13 protein-coding genes are annotated in these 17,786 nt (G+C 66.1%); 10 read left to right on the top strand and 3 right to left on the bottom strand.

Going from position 1 to position 17,786, the window contains the following annotated elements; translation table 11 throughout:
- The first annotated feature begins 138 nt into the window (after positions 1–138).
- Positions 139–570, top strand: a complete 432-nt coding sequence (locus AKJ09_RS48040; RefSeq protein WP_146654580.1) for a GFA family protein — start codon at positions 139–141, stop codon at positions 568–570.
- 87 nt (positions 571–657) lie between these two features.
- A complete protein-coding gene (locus AKJ09_RS48045) occupies positions 658–1,383 on the top strand; it encodes a hypothetical protein (protein ID WP_146654581.1) in 726 nt (241 codons plus the stop codon).
- A gap of 4 nt (positions 1,384–1,387) precedes the next feature.
- On the opposite strand, the gene AKJ09_RS48050 is transcribed toward AKJ09_RS48045, so the two are convergent.
- On the bottom strand, positions 1,388–2,341 hold the full coding sequence (locus AKJ09_RS48050; RefSeq protein WP_146654582.1) for a phosphatase PAP2 family protein: 954 nt from the start codon (positions 2,339–2,341) through the stop codon (positions 1,388–1,390).
- Positions 2,342–2,681: 340 nt separating this feature from the next.
- On the opposite strand from AKJ09_RS48050, the gene AKJ09_RS48055 reads away from it, so the two are divergent.
- Positions 2,682–3,947, top strand: a complete 1,266-nt coding sequence (locus AKJ09_RS48055) for a thiolase family protein (protein WP_146654583.1) — start codon at positions 2,682–2,684, stop codon at positions 3,945–3,947.
- Positions 3,948–4,011: 64 nt separating this feature from the next.
- Here the strand turns inward: AKJ09_RS48055 and AKJ09_RS48060 are convergent, their stop codons facing one another.
- Positions 4,012–4,446 (bottom strand): OsmC family protein, encoded by a 435-nt coding sequence (locus tag AKJ09_RS48060; RefSeq protein WP_146654584.1) that lies wholly within the window; start codon positions 4,444–4,446, stop codon positions 4,012–4,014.
- On the opposite strand from AKJ09_RS48060, the gene AKJ09_RS54585 reads away from it, so the two are divergent.
- The gene (locus tag AKJ09_RS54585; RefSeq protein WP_205633986.1) at positions 4,445–4,588 is read left to right on the top strand and encodes a hypothetical protein; all 144 of its coding nucleotides are present in this window, start codon (positions 4,445–4,447) and stop codon (positions 4,586–4,588) included. The genes AKJ09_RS48060 and AKJ09_RS54585 overlap by 2 nt on opposite strands.
- Here AKJ09_RS54585 and AKJ09_RS48065 read toward each other — a convergent pair.
- Entirely contained in the window at positions 4,564–6,054 is a 1,491-nt protein-coding gene (locus tag AKJ09_RS48065; protein WP_146654585.1) for a hypothetical protein, read from the bottom strand. The genes AKJ09_RS54585 and AKJ09_RS48065 overlap by 25 nt on opposite strands.
- Positions 6,055–6,293: 239 nt before the next feature.
- Here AKJ09_RS48065 and AKJ09_RS48070 point away from each other — a divergent pair, with 239 nt between their 5' ends.
- The 6 genes from AKJ09_RS48070 (at position 6,294) to AKJ09_RS48095 (ending at position 17,754) form a co-directional block, all read left to right on the top strand.
- Positions 6,294–9,041 (top strand): tetratricopeptide repeat protein, encoded by a 2,748-nt coding sequence (locus AKJ09_RS48070; protein WP_146654586.1) that lies wholly within the window; start codon positions 6,294–6,296, stop codon positions 9,039–9,041.
- A gap of 667 nt (positions 9,042–9,708) precedes the next feature.
- Positions 9,709–11,466 (top strand): RCC1 domain-containing protein, encoded by a 1,758-nt coding sequence (locus AKJ09_RS48075; RefSeq protein ID WP_146654587.1) that lies wholly within the window; start codon positions 9,709–9,711, stop codon positions 11,464–11,466.
- A gap of 223 nt (positions 11,467–11,689) precedes the next feature.
- Positions 11,690–13,075: a carboxypeptidase-like regulatory domain-containing protein gene (locus AKJ09_RS48080; protein ID WP_146654588.1), complete on the top strand. Its 1,386-nt coding sequence runs from the start codon at positions 11,690–11,692 to the stop codon at positions 13,073–13,075.
- A 12-nt stretch (positions 13,076–13,087) separates the two neighbouring features.
- Positions 13,088–13,726: a hypothetical protein gene (locus AKJ09_RS48085; protein ID WP_146654589.1), complete on the top strand. Its 639-nt coding sequence runs from the start codon at positions 13,088–13,090 to the stop codon at positions 13,724–13,726.
- A gap of 136 nt (positions 13,727–13,862) precedes the next feature.
- Positions 13,863–15,023 (top strand): hypothetical protein, encoded by a 1,161-nt coding sequence (locus AKJ09_RS48090; RefSeq protein ID WP_146654590.1) that lies wholly within the window; start codon positions 13,863–13,865, stop codon positions 15,021–15,023.
- Positions 15,024–15,204: 181 nt separating this feature from the next.
- A complete protein-coding gene (locus AKJ09_RS48095) occupies positions 15,205–17,754 on the top strand; it encodes an MXAN_6577-like cysteine-rich protein (RefSeq protein WP_169928548.1) in 2,550 nt (849 codons plus the stop codon).
- Positions 17,755–17,786: the final 32 nt, after the last annotated feature.

Consider the following 17,786-nt stretch of genomic DNA (forward strand, 5'->3'; position numbering starts at 1 on the left):
GAAGCTCGCCGCGCGGGCCGACAGGCCACCGCTATCCCGCCTTCGGATTAACTGACACAAGGCTGTCAAAGCACTCCGGTAGCTTTTCTCTCACGCCGAAGTCGCCTCCCTCGAGACGGCGCTGGAAGGACGAAGATCATGGGACACCAAGCAGACGGAACGAAGAAGCACGTTGGCAGCTGTCACTGCGGTGCGGTCCGATTCGAGGTCGACGTCGACTTGAGCGAGGGCGCGAGCGGCTGCAACTGCTCCATCTGCACGAAGATCGCGTCGCTCGGCGCCATCGTGAAGCCGAATGCCTTCACGCTCCTCGCGGGTGAAGAGAGCCTCTCGACGTACGTGTGGGGCGCGAAGATCTCGACGCGCTATTTCTGCAAGAACTGCGGCGTCCACTGCTTTGGGCGCGGCCATCTCGCCGAGGTCGGAGGCGACTACGTCTCGGTGAACGTCAACACGCTCGACGACATCGATCTGTCGACCATGGCGCTCGCGTACTGGGACGGCCGCAACAACAACTGGCAGTCGGGCACGCGCAAAACGCGCTGGCCGAACACGCCTTCTGCCTCCTGACGAAAACGTGACGAGGCGCTTCTGAGACGTTGTTTCATGGGCCCGCCAACCTTGTCGCTCCCGGCGAGCACAGGTATGACGGCGCCCATGCACAACGTTCGCATCGGCCTGATTTCGGCCCTTCTCGTCTCTGGACTCTCGCTCGGAAGCATCGCTTGCGGTGGTTCGGATCAACCTGCCAAGGCACCCGAGAACACCTCGGCGACCGCGGAAGGCGCATCGGCCGGCAAGGAAGACATGCCTGCCCCGCCGGCCAAGGAAGGCGAAGCAGCAACGGCTCCCGCCGCTCCTGCAACGCCGTCGCTCAAGCTCCCCGCGTCGAGCGTGAAGCTCACGCTCGAGCCGGTCGGCAAGGACAAGAAGAAGAGCGTGATCGAGCTCGCGGCCGACGGCAACGTCACGCAGGACGGCAAGCCGTTCGCGAAGCTCGCCGGCTCGGAGGTCTCCTTCAAGGGCAAGCCCGCGATGAGCCTCATGGCCGACAACTCGATCATCACGCCGGCCGGCACGAGCTTCGGCTCGTTCTCGGGCGACGATCTCTCGCTCGGCAACAACGGCGGCAAGCTCACGATCGGAAGCGACGGCGCGATCACGCTGACCGGCGCGGACGGCAAGGCGAAGCCGCTCGGCAAAGCCGAAGGCGTCGGTGATGCGAAGCGCGCGATCCTCATCGTCGCGGCGCTCACGACGAACCCGTCGGACGGCGCGGGTGCGAGCGACGTATTGAGCGAAAGGCACGACAAGCCCGCCTCGACGGGCGCCGGCGCGGGCGGCAAGGGCGACAAGCCGACGAAGGCTGCCCCCAAGAAGTGAGCGTTCAGGTCTCCGATTCGAGGAGACCCGACGCAAGCTCCGGAGCGCGCTGGGCAGGCGTGCGCACGAACACTCGCTGAGCGATCGCCATGAGCGCCGTCACGAGTGCCGCGTACGAGCTGCCCAGCAGCGCATCGATCACCCAGTGGTGATCGAGGTAGATGGCCGAGAACACCATCGACACATAGTAGAAGGCCGAAGCCGCGCGCAGCTTCCAACCGAAGGCCTTCCAGCCCGTCAGCAGCACGAGCAGCGGGTACGCGCAGTGGAGCGAAGGGAGCGCGCCGAACACGCTCGCCGCTTTGCCGTACATGCCGTGGAAGTACGCGACGCCGAGCATATGATCCACGCGCATCAGCGCCGGCCCTTCACTCGCGTGCGTCGCGAGATCCACCACGCAGCCGTGCGAGTGAAAGTACCAGGGCGGCGCGGCCGGAAGCAGGTGGTACGTCGTGAAGCCGAGGAGGTTCAGCAGGAAGAACCCCCAAGCCAGCCGAAACATCGCCGGCCGATCCTTCACGTAGAGGAAGATGCCGCAGGCAACGGTGACGAGAACGAAGGTCGCGTAGGGAATCGCGCAGTAGAGGTCCACCGCCGGGGTGTGGTGCACGAAGAACCAGTCGTGGAGCGTCATCCGCTGGTCGCCGACCGTGATGCCGAAGAAGCGCAGCTCGAGCGCGCGTAGGTCGCACAAATGGACGCGCTCCACCGAGAGCCCGAGCTGCTGGTACGGCCGCATCGCGTCGTAGAGCACGCCGACGAGCCCGAGCGGAAGGAGCCCCTCGAAGATCTGCCGCGTTCTGTCGTGCGCAAACACGAGCACGACGGCCACGACCGCGAGCAGCACGTGCTCGGGGCGCAGATCGTGACGCAGCGCCGAATACGCCATGTAAAGAACGAACGGGGCGATCAGAAGCAGCTTGCGCACACGCGCGCGCATCGACCCGGCCCCACTCATCGGCAAGCCCACTTCACGACAGCGAACATCATTTCGTCGAGCGTCATCCCCGCGACCTCACGCTCTCGGCGTCGGCGTCGCGAACAAAGAGAGGGTGACGCACGAAACGACACCATCTCACCGATGCGGCAACGGCCGCGCAGGTTGCGCATCTTTGCGCAACGCCACGGATCCCGCAAAGCGTCCGTAAGGATGAGCGGCCCGAATCACGTCGGCGCAGCCGGGCCATCCCGAGCGGCATCGAACGTCTTGCGATCACGGTCTCACACGCAGGCCTTCCTCCTTGCGCGCGCCCCGTGGTCGCCATACTCGTCTTCGCATCAAAGGCGGGAGACGAGTCATGACGAAACCCATCTGGCTTGCTGCGGGCGTGCGTACCCCCTTTACGAAGGTCGACGGAGGCCTGGCGAAACGAGACGCGATCGCCCTCGGCGTCCCTGTCTTGCAGGCGATGGCGGAGCAAGTGAGCGGCCGCATCGACGCCGCCGCATGGGGCAGCGTCATCCCGAACCTCGGCTACAGCAACCTCGCACGCGAGACGTGGCTCGAGGCGAAGCTCGATCCGACGGTGCCGACGTTCACCGTCGTCATGCAGTGCTCGACCAGCATGATGGCCGCCTTCGATCTGGCCGGCATCCTCGGTCGAGGCGCCTTCGAGCTCGCACTCGCCGGCGGCGCCGAGAGCATGACGCACATCCAGGCTGGCCTCACTCAGCCGCTCTCCGATTGGCTACGCCACCTCTCGCAGGCCAAGGACTGGAAGCAGCGCGCCGAGGTCGCGCGTGACATTCCCACGCACGACATTCATCTCCAGCTGCAGTCGATCAAGAACCGCTCGACCGGCAAGAGCATGGGCGAGCACTCCGAAGAGACGGCCAAGCAGTGGGAGATCGGTCGCGTCGACCAAGACGTCCAGGCGCTCGAGAGCCATCAGCGTGCCGTCGCCGGTCAGGATCGCGGCTTCTTCAAGGATCTCATCGTCCCCGTCGATGGCGTCGACGTCGACACATTCCCTCGACGCAACACCTCGCTCGAGGCACTCGGTCGCCTCTCGCCGGCGTTCGACAGGACGAGCGGGCACGGCACCATCACCGCGGGCAACTCCTCGCCCCTCACCGACGGTGCCGCCGCCGTCTGGGTCGCGACCGACGTGGGGCTCACACGTCTCCCCTCGTCGATTCCGCGCGCGCGCCTCGTCGACTTCGACTTCGGGGCGGTCGACATCCAGAACGAAGGGCTGCTCATGGCGCCGGCCTACAGCATTCCTCGTCTCCTCGCGCGGAACGGCCTCAAATACGAGGACATCGCGCTCTGGGAGATCCACGAGGCCTTCAGCTCGCAGGTGCTCTACCAGCTCAAGGCGCTCGACTCGGCCGAGTTCGTGAAGGACAAGGCGAAGGTCGACGCGTCGCTCGGCACCGTTCCGCGCGAACGCATCAATCCGAACGGCGGCAGCGTTGCGCTCGGTCATCCGTTCGGGGCCACGGGCGCGCGCATTCTCAGCCAGGCCATCAAGGAGCTCTCGGCCTTGCCGAAGGGCTCGCGCGCCATCGTGAGTGTCTGCGCCGACGGCGGCGTCGGAACCGTCGCGCTGCTCGAAAACTGAATCGCCTAGGTGACGGGCGCAGTCGCGGAGCTCTCGACTCTCCGCGACTGCGAACGTGCGCTCGTCAGACGAGCTTCGCGTTGAGCGTCATCGGCGTAGACGCGAGCGCCTTCGAGAGCGGGCAGTTCTTCTTCGCCGCCTCGGCGATGGTCTGGAACTTCGCCGCGTCGATGCCGGGGACCTTGGCTTCGAGATCGAGCGTGATGTGCTTGATGCTGAAGCCTTCGCCGTCCTTCTGGAGGTCGACGCTCGCCGTCACGCGCAGCTCGTCGGCCACGTTGCCCGCGTCCGTGAGGGCGAATCCGAGCGCCATGGCGAAGCAGCCCGCATGCGCGGCGCCGACGAGCTCTTCGGGGTTGGTGCCCGCTTTGCCGTCTTCGCTCTGGAAGCGCGTATTGAACGAGTAAGGCTGGTCTTTGAAGACTCCGCTCTGCGTGGTCAGAGCGCCTTTGCCGTGGAGTCCATCGCCTTTCCAGACCGCCGTGCTCTTTCGGATCATGATCGTCCCTCCTGCGTTGGGCTGCTCGGTCTACCACTCCTGGCAGCGCGCGAGCAGCCCCGGCGGAGGCAACTTCGACGTGACGACGTCACGAGCATCCATGACGTCGCTGCGACGTCAGCCCACGGCGATGCCGATCTGACGGCGAAGCTTCGTGTAGCGGTCGGAGACCACGAAACTCATTAGGTCGTTCATCTTCTCGTCGGCGTGCGCCGTGTCCTCGAGCGAGATGACCTGATGCGCCGCCTTGAGATCGTTGGCGAGCAGAAGCCCGGCGCGCGCGCACGTGCGCGACGCAGCGTCGCTCCAGCGCTGGAGATTCGTGCGCCCGCCTTCTTCGACGAAGCGCAGGAAGTGGCCGCGCAGACGGTCGACCGCCTGCGGCTCGAGGATCGGCTCGATGGCCTGGGCGATCGGAACGACGAGCTGCTTCACCTGCGGGCTCATCGGAAGACCGGGGTTGCCGATCGAGAGCGCTGCGAGGAAGACGTCTTCGAGGCCTCGTGCCGTCGGCACGATGAGCTTCACGAAGTGCTCTTCGCGGTAGTTGGCGAGATGACGTCCCGCGAGGAACGCGAGCTCCGCGGCGGAGCGCCCCGACAGCGCCTGCGCGCCGATGCGCGACGACGGCGGTACGCCGGGCACCATCTCGACGAGCCCGTCGAAGTCCGGATCGGCGAAGAGCGCCGGCGAGTGCATGCCGAGGATAGCCGCTGCCCAATGGAAGCAGCGGACGGCCTGAATCGTGGTTTTCTCCGGATCCTGCTTGCGCGCCGGATCGAGCTTCACGAGCTGCTTGTCACGACGTAGGGCCGAGACGCGCCCGAGCAGAACGGCCGACACGACGACCGAGAAGATCTCGCCCACGAGCGTTTCTTCTTCCGGGTGGAAGAGGAGACGGCGCCACGCCTCGAGCGTGAGCGACGCGTTCGGACGGATGAGCGCAGCTTCCTTGTGCTTGCCGTAGACCTCCTGCTCTTCGGCGTTCGCCGCGCCGAGGAACGAGAGCACGTGGGCCACGCACCACTGGCGATCGACGTCGCCCGCCTTCTTCGAGAGACGGAACAGCGCGTGCAGACTCGCATCGTCGCGCGGATCGTGACGAACGCGGCGCGCGAGCTCCGTCGGATCTTCGTCGGGCACGGACGCGGCCGCCGGGGCCGCCGGAGCCACGTCCGAGAGATCGACTTCCACCGCGATGTGGGCGCGCGCCTCTTCGAGCTCACGTTCGAGCTCGGCGATACGCCCCTCGAGGAACTTCACGCGGCGTTCGAGGGCGAGCGTGCGATGGTCGGTCGCCGGTTCGAACGGCGAGATGGACATCGGCGGCGGGGCGTCGTCCATCGAGAGGTCCTTGATGACCACGCGGTGGCGCGCCTCGTAGGCGGCTTGCAGCGCGGACTCCAGGCGGCGAAGACGCGCGCGATCGAGGCCAAGGCTGTCGGCCATCTTGTCGAGCTGCGTCCGCTCCTCCTGCGTGATGATCCCGTCTTCGATCACCTCCGCGAAGAGCTCCTCGTACATCGCCTCGAGCTTGCCGAGTCGGACGTTGCCCGTAACCTCACCGAGCTCGAACCGCTGGCTGTGCTCGAACGTCGCGTCGCTCATACATTCCTCCTGAACGGGGACTTCAAAACCGGAAGTGGAGTGTCGCCCGGGTCGGGGCCGTCGCACAACGACCGCTCCTCGCGTGGGCACGGTGCGCGATGTGGGCGATGTGGGCGGCAGTCACCCACCGACCGGATGTCAGGTCGACGGTCGAAAGGGCCGGCCGTACGGGGCAAAACGCGGCCCTTGCGCCTGAGTCGCCACATTCCGTCGAAATTCGTTACTCTGGTCGCGAGTCGATGTTCGAGTCGATCGACGTTCTCTACGCCCGTTGGCAGGAAAATCCGGACGCGTCTCGCACGGCGGCCCTTTGCGACGCCTTGCGCGGATCGAGGCGTTTGGACCTCGTCGACATCGTTGGCAACCATGCCGCCCGGCAACTCGACGTTCCAGCCCTCGTGGCTGCCGCTCGCATGTACACCGACACGGGGCGCCTCGAAGACGCTCAGCAGGTGCTCATCTCGGCGGGTCGTCTCGCTCCGCGCGACGGTGAGGTCTTCCGTTGGCTCGGCGAAGTCCTCCTTCGACGCGGCGACGCCGAGCGCGCGGAGAAGGTCCTCGAGCGCGCCGTGCAGATCGGCGGGAGCGCGCAGGCGCAGACGTGGCTCACCCATGCTCGGACGCTGCTCACCACGCAGCGTTCGTCGGGCATGATGGCCGTCGCGCACGAGCTCGCGCAGATGATCGAGAGCGGAGCGCACGAAGCGCCCGACGCCGACGAGCTCGAGACGCAGATTCGTGGGCAAGACGAGGTACGCGCGGCGCTGAGCAAGGCAGGCCTGGCACTGCCAGCCGCCGGTCGTGCGCCGGCCCCGCCTCCCGCCAACCGAACGCGCCCCCTCGACGACGGTCTCTTCGGCCTCGGCCAGACAGCCGGTGTCGGCCTTCCCCAACCCGATTTCGGCGCTCACGCGGCACCACTCGGAGGCGGAACGGCGGCGTTCGGCGGAGGACCGCCTTCCTCGACGCTGATGCGCGCCGCGAAGCCGGTCTTGCCCGAGCTTCCCGTCAATCCGAAGCTCCTTCCGCAGAGGCCGCCGGCGCCTTCGAGCCACGGTCGCGTGCCGGAGCCGCGTGACGTCCTCGAGGCCCTGCAAATCGCCGGCGTCTACGAACCGGACGGCGCCGTGAGTCCCGTCGGGGCATGGGCCGCGCCCGAGCGCGGGAGGCGCCGCATCGGCAGCCTGATTTCGCTCATCACGCTCGCCGCGGTCACCGTGGGAGGCGCCACAGGCGCCTACTACTACGTGAAGGACAAGCGGGCGAAGCAGCACGTCGAGGCGGAGGCGATGCTCGCGCAGGTCGACGCCGATCTCGCTGCGAGCAACACGACGCTCCTCGAGTCCGTCGAGCAGCGTCTCGGCCAGGCGTTCGATCTCGAATCCCGGTCGCCCCACGCCGCGCTCACGTGGGTGCACGAGCGCGCGATGCTCGGCTTGTTGAAGGGCGGCGAGAACGTCGCCTTCGAAGATTCCGTGCAGCGCGCGAAGGAAGTCGGCATCCCGGAGAAGCAGCTCGCCTTCGCCAACGTCGCGTCGTTCCTTTTCCAGGGCGACACGGCAGGTGCCGCCGCCGCCGTTGCCAAGTGGGACAGCGTCGCGAGCGACGATGCATGGTTCCAGCTCGTCGCCGGCGCCACGTTCGAGCGCGCGGGCGACGCACGTGCCGTCGATCGCTACGCCGCCGCGACGAAGCTCGACCCCTCGGTCCTCGCGGCGCAGATGCTCCTCGTGCGCACCAGCGCCGTCGACGGCGATGCGGAGAAGGCGAGCGAGGTCGCCAAGGAGTTCCGTACGAAGTACCCGACGAGGCCCGAAGGCGCGGCGCTCGTCACGCTCGCCTGGGCGCGCAATCCTGCACGCGGCGAGCCGCCGGCGGAGGCCAAGGAAGTCAGCGACAAGCCCGACGCGCTGCCGATGCCGCTCAAGGCGGTTCCGTACGCAGCGCGCGCGCTTCTGGCGCTCGAGACGCACAAGATCGACGAAGCCAAGACGGCGCTCACCAAGGGCCTCGCCGTCAGCGACACGCCAGGCATCGCCTCTTGGCTCGGCGGCATTGCGCTCACCACGGGCGACGAAGCGCTCGCGCGCAAGGCGGCCCTCGCGGCGGTCTCCTACTCGGCGGTGTATCCGCCGGCACGCGTGCTCGCGGCGCGTGTCGCGCTCCTCGGTGCCCGTCTCGACGAAGCGCTCAAGGCTGCCGAAGAGCTGCCTCCTGCGTCTCCCGACGTTGCCGTGGTGACGGCGGCAGTAGCGTACGAAAAGCTCGACGGCGAGCGCATGTCTCGCGCACTCGAAGCCGTGCCCGACGATGTGAAGAAGCGGCCGTTCCTCGTGCCGCTCGTCCGTGGGCAGGCCTTGCTCGGCGGAAATCCCGCGGGGCTGCTCGGCGACAAGGCCGTTGCCATGGCCGACGACGACTTCCCGTGGGCCGATCTCGTCGCGATGGACGCGGCTCTCGACACCGGCGACCTCGACACGGCGGCCAAGATCGCCGCGCAATGGGCAGGCGATTCGCGCCCGCTTCGTGCGCTTCGCCTTGCGCGACTTGCCCGTTACCAGGGCAAGCTCGAAGACGCCGACAAATACAGCCGCGCCGCGCTCGAGGGCACGGTCACTCTGCGCACGCTGACCGAGCGCGTCTTCAGCCTGATCGCTGCAGGCAAGGCTCACGACGCCGTGGTGCTCTTCAAGACGTACCCGAACGTCGGCGGACCGCTCGCCAAGTGGCTCCGCGCGTACGCGGTCGCTTCGAACGGCAAAGTCGAAGAGGCCCGTGCGTCGATCGCGCAAGAGGATCCGCCTCCGCCGCTCTCGCCGATGCCCTCGCGCATCATCGCCGCCGCCGCTTACGGCGCAACGAAGGATGCGCGTCATGGGGCCGACTACGTGAAGTCGATCGCGCAAGCCGGCTTCGCGAACCCCGACGTTGCTGCCGCCGCTGAGAAAGTCGGAGCCGGCAAGCCCGCGCCCCCGAAGCGAAAGTAGTGTCTCGAGCGCAGTCCAGGACGAGGCGGCGAGCCTCTCTTGCTGCGCTCGCGGCTCTGATCTTCGGTGCGAAGATCGCTCGCGCCGACGCTCCCCTGCCCGCATCGAGAGCTCGGCCGCTGGCTCCTCGAGTGCGCAGCCTGTGCCTGCGCGAGGCAAGGCATACCTACGTTGTGCGACCAAACGTAAGAAAAAATCATTCTGAGTGATCGCGGGCGCGCGTTGCCGGTGATTGCGATGGTTATGGGGCGGCGCAACACGATGGCAGTTGCCCCTGCGCAGCGGACACAGAGTCGAACATTCATGTGCACACCGAGGCCCTGGTCGGCGTGACGACCGTGGCTCGATCGCACGAGACGGTCGTCGCCCAGTTCTAGCAGCGACCCACGCCTCGTATCGGACTGCCGACGAATCGACGTCGTGCAGTTACGAATTCAGCGGGTCGCGTTCGTAAAGGACGCGAACCCAAAAGATTGAATCGGCAATTGGCTCACCCCTCGGCAACGTCCGGGTCGGGTGCGACACCTCATCGTTTTTTGTAAAGCGTCATCGACGATTGAGGAGTGCCAATCGTCAATCGCGCCAGTGTCACCTTGGTTGGTTCAATCCCTTTGCGATAGGCGATTTTCTCCGCCGCATTCGCGAAAGGGAGAGGAGCGGTCACCGTATGCTTTTCAGTAGGTCCGGTCTGGTCGGCGTTGCTGTTACGAGTCTCCTTGGATCGTTCGTAGCGGTGGGATGTGGCGCGGACGGTGGCAGCGATCTGCCGTCGGAGACCCTGTCCGTGGACAGCAGCGCGCCGCAGCAGGAGGAGGACAACTCGACGCGGCTTCCCGGTCCGAGCGACGATCGCGACGCCTCCACAGGGAAGGACGCCGGAAAGGACGCCGGAAAGGACGCCGGGAACGACGCCTCCACAGGGAAGGACGCCGGAAAGGACGCGGGACCTGCACCCGACCCGGGTGCTTCTTGCACCACCGTCGATCAGATGACATCGCGCACGTGCGGAATGTGCGGCAAGCAGCAGGCCATTTGTCAGTCCGACGTCAACGGGACCCTCACGTGGAGCGATTACGGCCCGTGCCTCAACGAGGTTGGTGAGTGCATTCCCGGCGCGACGAAGGCGTGTGGGGACTGCGGTACCCAGACGTGCTCGAACACCTGCGGCTGGGGAACATGCGCGAGCCAACCCGCGAATCACTGCTCGCCCGGAACCGTCGACCGCACGGTGGCGGGTTGCCCTCAGGGTGGCTGGAAGAGTCGAACGTGCGATGGCACGTGCCAATGGTCGGGCTATGCACTCACGTGCAGCCTTCCCACACCCGTTGATCTCTTCGCGGGCGGGTACAGCTACTCGACGTACATCCGCGGAAGCGACGGCGCGCTGTACGGTTGGGGGCGCAATACCGCCGGTCAGCTCGGTGGCCCCGACACCGACGACAAGCGCAAGATATCGCCGGGGTCGTTCGGTGACATCGTCTCGGTCCAGGCGGGTGGCGGTACTTCGTCGACGAACGGCTTCGCGTGCGCGGCCTTCGGGAACGGCAGCGCGAAGTGCTGGGGGAGCATCAGCAGCTCGTACACGTTCGGCGACGGCTCGACGACCACCTCGTCGACCGGCGTGACGCCCAACGGGTTCGAGGCAAACGTCAAGCAGATGGTCGTCGGCTACTCGAACGGCTGCGGCGTGTTCGCGGACGGCTCCGCGAAGTGCTGGGGCTACAACTACTACGGGCAGCTCGGCAACGGACTCACGACGGATTCGAAGACGCCCGTCGCCGTCACCGGCCTCACGGACGCCAAACAGCTTGGCCTGGGCTACTACACCGTCTGCGCTCGCAAGGGCGACGGCTCGGCGTACTGCTGGGGCTACAACACCAACGGGATGATCGGCGACGGAACGACCACCAACCGAAGCACGCCCACCCTCGCGATCGCCAGCGGAGTCGCGTCGGTCGCGCCTGGCTACTACCACACGTGCGCCGCCATGACGGACGGCACGGCCAAGTGCTGGGGCCAGAACACGAACGGCGAAATCGGAAACGGGGCGGGCGGAAGCAGCGCATCGAACGTCACGTCTCCAGCCACGGTCTCCGGCATCGACGGGGCCGGCCAGCTCTCGGGCGTCGCCGAGGTCTGCACCGGATATGGCATCAGCTGCGCGCGACTCTCGGACGGTCGCGTCGCGTGCTGGGGCCGCAACAATTACGGGCAGCTCGGCATCGGCAGCACGACCCCCTCGTCGGCGAACGTACCGAAGCTTGTCGGCGGCATCACGGCCGCGACCAAGCTGGTGTGCGGCTACCAGCATGCTTGTGTCATCGACGTCGATAACCAGGTGAAGTGCTGGGGTGACGGCCAGTACGGGCAGATCGGTAACGGCGGAACCGCCGTTGCGACCACCGCCCAGCTCGCGACCTTCTAGTCACGCGTGATGGCGACCGACGCGATATCTCCCCGTCGCGTCGGGTCCCCCATACCGTGTACCGCGCCGTCCTGATTGGGAATCAGGCGGAGCCCCCCGGCGCTGCAAGACGCCGCTATCAAAACTGCCCCTGATTGACAATCAGGCGTCCTGTCTCATCCCACTGCTCCGAAACCAATCGTCGAGCGGTATCCAACAAAACTGTAGTTAGGAGGATTTCCATATGCGCCACGCAACCGCGTTCGTCGCGCCTCTCGCGCTGATTGGTTTCTTCGTCGCCTGTAGCAGCAACTCGTCACGAGCGACGTTCCGCGGCGACGTCAATAGCAGCGACGCCCGGGCCCCGGAGGCTGGCACGGACCCCAGCAGCGGGACCTTCGTGGAGGACGCCAACGCCCCCCTATGCGATCGGCTCGACTGCAAGGTGGCCGATTGCGGCGAAGGTCCCACCACCACGCTCGTGGGCAAGGTCTACGATCCGGCGGGAGCGAACCCGCTCTACAACGTGCAGGTCTACATCCCGAAGCTGGAGCCCGGAGAAGAGCTTCCGCCCCTGGCCGACACCACCGTCGACGGGGTCGCGTGCGAGACCTGCGCCAGCGTCGTCGTGAACCCCCTGAGGAGCGCCATCACGAACGAGAAGGGGGAGTTTACCCTCGAGAACGTTCCGGTCGACAAGAACGTCCCCGTCGTCATCCAGGTCGGCAAGTGGCGCCGAAAGTTCGAGATCGAAGTCAAGAACGCGTGTGACGAAAACAAGGTCTCCGACCGCACACTCAAGCTCCCGAGGAACGGCTCCGAAGGCGATATGCCTCAAATCGCCGTCTCGACGGGTGGCTGCGACGCGCTCGAGTGCCTGCTCCGCGGGATCGGAGTCGACGACAACGAGTTCGTCCAAGGCCACGGCGGATCAGGCCACGTGCACGTGTTCAAGGGTGAGTTGGGCGAGATGGGCGCACCGGCTCAGTCCTTCTGGAACGACGCCGAGCAGCTCAAGAAATACGACATGGTGCTCCTCTCCTGCGAATGCGGCGAGAACCTGCCGAACAAGGGCGGCAGCGCGCAGGGAGCGCGCGGGTCGATGTACGATTATCTGAATGCGGGCGGCCGCGTGTTCGCGACGCACTTTCATTACAGCTGGTTCAGGTATTCACCCTCGTACGACTTCCGCCAAATCGCGAGTTGGGGAAGCAGCGATTCGAGCTCCGGTGACTACAACGTCAACATGGACTTCCCCAATGGTGACATGCTCGCCCGCTGGCTCGTCGAGACAGGCGGCTCGTCCACCCTCGGCAAGGTCCCGCTGACCGACGCGACGGGATCGATAACGCGCGTGAACAGTCCCGCGACCACATGGATCTCGAGGCCGTCTGCCCCGAAGTTCTTGAGCTTCAATACGCCCGTCGACGTCCCCGAGGACGAGCAGTGCGGGCGCGCGGTCTTCAGCGATGTCCACGTCACGGGCAATGGAGGCCCGTCGAGCATCTCGGGTTGCTCGATCAGCGCGGGCGGGCTGAGCGGCCAGCAGAAGGCGCTCGAGTTCCTCTTCTTCGACCTGTCGTCGTGCGTGCAGAAGATCGAAGATCCGCCGACGCCCCCGACGAAATAACAAGACTCGCAAGTGATTCGCAGTCCCCATTTCACATTGGCACTCGCACTTTCGGCGGTCGTCGCTGCCTGCACGACGACCGCCGCGCCCTCGCCCTCCCCCTCGCCTGACGGGGATGCGGTTGTCGTCCAGCGGACGGCGCAGCCCTGCGTGCCGGGCGAGGTCACGCTTCCCATTGGCGCGTTCGACATGACATCGAGCGAAGGCGGAGGCAGGGCGTGCGCGGTCGGCAACGTCCTCGACGAGGACGGCAAGTTCGCCGCGATCGCGAGCGCCGGTTCCGCGACGCACGAGCTCGCAGGGCGTGCCGTGAACGGCTGCATCGGTGTCGAGTTCGGCGACGACATCCTGCTTTCGTCGTTCATCATGAAGATGCGGCCGACGCATGGCGCGTGCGGGCACTCGTGCACGCCGGGCGTCGAGACCGGCTGCGGCACGGGCTGGAAGGTGGCCATCTTCGTCGGGCCGACGCTCGAGGAGCTCGAGTTCCTCCAGCAGCTTTCGCTCACGACAGAGGACGTCTTCGAGTATCGCGTCGCTGTCTTCAAATCCAATCGTGCGCGCTACGCGGTCATCTGTCGGGAGCCGACGCCGGAGACGGGCGACGATGTCGAAATCGACGCTCTCGCCGGCTTCTGCCAAGTCCAATGAGTCCGAACGATTGACAGTTTGCGGCGGGATAGAGGCGCGCACCCCGTCCCTTCGCCTCGCCGATCGACCAGCCGTCACATTGCTGCAGGCCCTCCGCTGCAGTGGGAATCCGTAGTGGGTAGTAAGGAGCGAGATTATGCGTTCGAGAAGGTCTGGTCTGGTTGGATTCGCCATTGCTGGTCTCGTCGGCGCGTACGCGGTGATCGGGTGCAGCGCTGACGGCGGCGGCGTCGAGCCCGACGGTCTCGAGCTCGATCTCGCGGACAGTGGGGAGGACGCGACCGAGCCTGAGTCGTCCACCGTCCTTCCGCCAAGCACGGACGCATCCGCCCAGGACTCAGGCCCCAAAGATGCGGGCAAAGACGCTGCCAAAGACGCCGGCAATGATGCGGGCAAAGACGCGGGCGGTACCGTAGCCAAGGATGCCGGCGCTCCCCCGCCCACCCCGTGGACCCCCTGCACCACGGTCGATCAGATCGCCGCGCGGAGCTGCGGAATGTGCGGCAAGCAGACGGCCATCTGTCAGGAAGTCTACGGGGAGCTCGTTTGGACCGATTACGGCCCATGCCAGAACGAAGCAGGAGAGTGTCTGCCTGGCGCGACACAGGCGTGCGGAAACTGCGGGACCCAGACGTGCTCGAACACGTGCGGATGGGGATCGTGCACCGGGCAGCCCCCCTCGAGCTGCACGCCGGGAACCGTCGAGTACACGCAGGCGGGGTGTCCGACCGGCGGATACAAGAACCGAGCGTGCGGGACGGCGTGCTCGTGGGACCCCTATACCGTCGCCTGCGCTGTCCCCACGGCTCCGAACAAGATGACGATCTCCGCCACGGTCGGCACCATCGTGAAACAGCAGTACAGGTTCCCGGACGACACGGCCCCGAAGCCAAACACCTCGTGCAACGGCCTAACGACCACCAACGTCCGTTCGTTCCCCGTCGAGGTGGCGAACCCGACGTCGCAGACGGCGACGCTCACCGTGTTCAACTCGAAGTCGCCGACGACGGGCGCCGATGTCGATACGGTCATTTGGTACTACAAGGGTGAGGCGCTGCCGATGTCCGACGCCGAACGCGGCCAGTGCACCGGTACGGTGACCGACTCTTGCAGCGGGACGACTCCCATCAACCTCTGCGGGAATGCGAGCGACACGAGCTCCCTGCTCGCTGGCGTCCCGAACGTCACGATCCCGCCGAACGGCAAGATCGTCGTATTCACCGCGCTCTGGGGCTCCAGCACCAGCGCCGGAGACGGCACGATCATGCTGAACCTCAAGACGGACAAGCTTCAGTGAGCTGACCCACGTTCCGGCGACGCACGGAGCGGCGGGCTTGGCGAACCTCAGGGTGCCGCTCGCCGGACGTGCTCAGCCAATCTTCGTCGATCGCTCACGCTCGAGAGTCTGACGGCATAAGTTTCAACAAATGGATTCGTCGACATTCGACGAAGGCAGAATTCAAAACATGGCTATAACGATGACTCGGCATCGCGTGGTTCTCGCGGCTTGCGCGCTTGTCGCCGCGGTTATCGCGTGGGGATGTAGTGGCAGTGACGGGCCTTCGAATATTCCCGATTGCCAAGTTGGACAGGAGCTCTGTTCGGGGGTTTGCGTCGACGTCGGTGCCAACCGCGCCAACTGCGGAGCGTGTGGCAAGTCGTGCTCCAGCGGCGAAGCATGCAACGACGGCAAGTGCGTCCTCTCGTGCACCGGAAGTACGACGAACTGCGAAGGGGCGTGCGTTGACACGCGAGTCGACAGCGCCAACTGCGGAGCGTGTGGAACCGCGTGCACCGGGGGCGAGGTGTGCAGTGCTGGCAAGTGCGCACCGTCGTGCAGCGGTGGCACCACGCAATGCGGGTCGAAGTGCATCGATACGAAGCTCGATAACGCCAACTGCGGAGCATGCGGCAAGGCGTGTGGCAAGGGCGAGCTCTGCTCGAACGGTGCATGTGCTCCGAGCTGTGGCGCCGGCACCGCCGAGTGCGGAGGCAAGTGCGTAGAGACGGAGAACGACCCGGCCAACTGCGGTGCGTGCGGGAATGCATGTCCCGAAGGCAAGGTCTGCTCGCACGGAACCTGCTCGGTGACATGCCTTGGCGGCAGCACCAAGTGCGGTGGCAAGTGCGCGGACACGGCAGTCGACCCGGCCAACTGCGGAGGGTGCTTGCTCGAATGTGCGAGCGGTCAAGTCTGCTCGAACGGAGCGTGCTCGCTCTCGTGCGTCGGCGGGACGAAGAAGTGCGGGAACAGGTGCGTCGACACGGCCGCCGATCCGGCAAACTGCGGCGCCTGCGGAAATTCATGCACGAACGGCCAGGCATGTTCGAACGGCACGTGCTCGTTGAAGTGCGCGGGCGGAACCACGAAGTGCGGAAGCAAGTGCGCGGATACGGTCACCGACCCGGCCAACTGCGGCACATGCGGGAACGCGTGTCCGAGTGGTCAGGTCTGCTCGAACGGCGCGTGCACCCTGTCGTGTGCCGGCGGCACGACCAAGTGCGGGTCCAAGTGTGCCAACACGACGAACGATCCTTCCAACTGTGGCGCCTGCGGGACCGCGTGCACCGGCGGCACCGTGTGTTCGAACGGCACGTGCTCGCTGACGTGTGTTGGCGGCACCACCAAGTGCGATTCGAAGTGTGTCGACACGAAGAGCGATTCGTTCAACTGCGGAAGCTGCGGAACCGCGTGCGATTCCGGTGAGCGATGCTCGAACGGCGTCTGCGCGAGCGCGGGGACCGGCACGGGCGAGGTATGCGGCGTCGGCACGACCGGTTGCAGCGGTGTCTGCGTCGACACGTCGAGCAACGCGAGCCACTGCGGTGCGTGTGGCAATGCCTGCACGTCGGGCAGAACGTGCAAAAACAGCGTGTGCGTTTGCAACCCGGGCGAGTCCGCGTGCGGTACGGGCTGCGCGAACTTGTCGACGAACAGCTTGAACTGCGGTGCGTGCGGCAACGCATGTGGCGCGAACCAGGTCTGCGCCGGCGGCACGTGTATGGGGATCACGCAAGGCACGGGCGGTGCGGGCGGTAGCCTGACGGGCTCGGCCCTGCCGAAGGTCGCCGTCATGGCGGCTGCTTCGACGCAGGGGCCGGATCTTCAGGCAAAGCTCGTCGCGACCAAGCTGTTCTCTGCAGTCGATTTCGTCAGCGTCAGCAGCACCTCCACGCCCACTCTCGCGACGATGAAGACGTACGACGCGATCGTGGCCTGGACCTATTCGTCGGTGGCCTCGGCGTTCGGCGACAACCTCGCGCAGTACCTCGAGGCAGGCGGCGGCGTGGTCCTCGCCGACTACGAGTCGCAGGAGACGGGGACGTATGCACTCACCGGCCGTTACCAGACGGACTACACACTCTCGACGCCGGTCCCCTCGAGCAACTGGGTGAAGACTCCCGTGACGCTCGGCACGATCAACGAGCCCGCGAGCCCGCTCATGGCTGGCGTAACCTCCTTCGGTTACCCCTCCACCTCGTCGGCGTATCACCTGCCAGCGTCGAGCTTCAACAAGAACAACCCGGTCATCGTGGCGTCGTACTCCGACGGCATTCCCGCGGTCGTGCGAGGCGTGATCAACGGGCACACCGTGGTCGAAATCAATGGCTCGGGCGCTTCGACGACATCGTACTCGTCCGGATGGGACCCGGCGAGCAGCGGAGCCAGGCTGTTCGCGAACGCGCTGATCTTCACGATTCCGTCGCCGACGATCACGACGTCAAAGCAGCTCGATTTCGGCAACCAGCAAGTCTTCACCTCGTCCTCGCCTCAGCTGGTGACGTACACGAACGCGAGCAACGTGCCCCAGACGATCACGGCGCTCGGCCTCAGCGGCAGCCACATCGGCGACTTCGCGATGGCGCCGTCGTCCGGGCTGCCGGTCACGCTCCAGCCGGGAGATACGTTCGTCGTGAACGTGGGCTTCTCGCCTGCTGGAACGGGCCTCCGCGCAGCGATGCTCTCCGCGACCATCGCGAGCACGAACGCGCAGGCGACGACGTTGCTCACCGGCACCGGCAACTGAACGCAACCGAACGCTAGCGGGCTTGGGCGGCG

This window comes from Labilithrix luteola (assembly GCF_001263205.1).
Lineage (GTDB): Bacteria > Myxococcota_A > Polyangia > Polyangiales > Polyangiaceae > Labilithrix > Labilithrix luteola.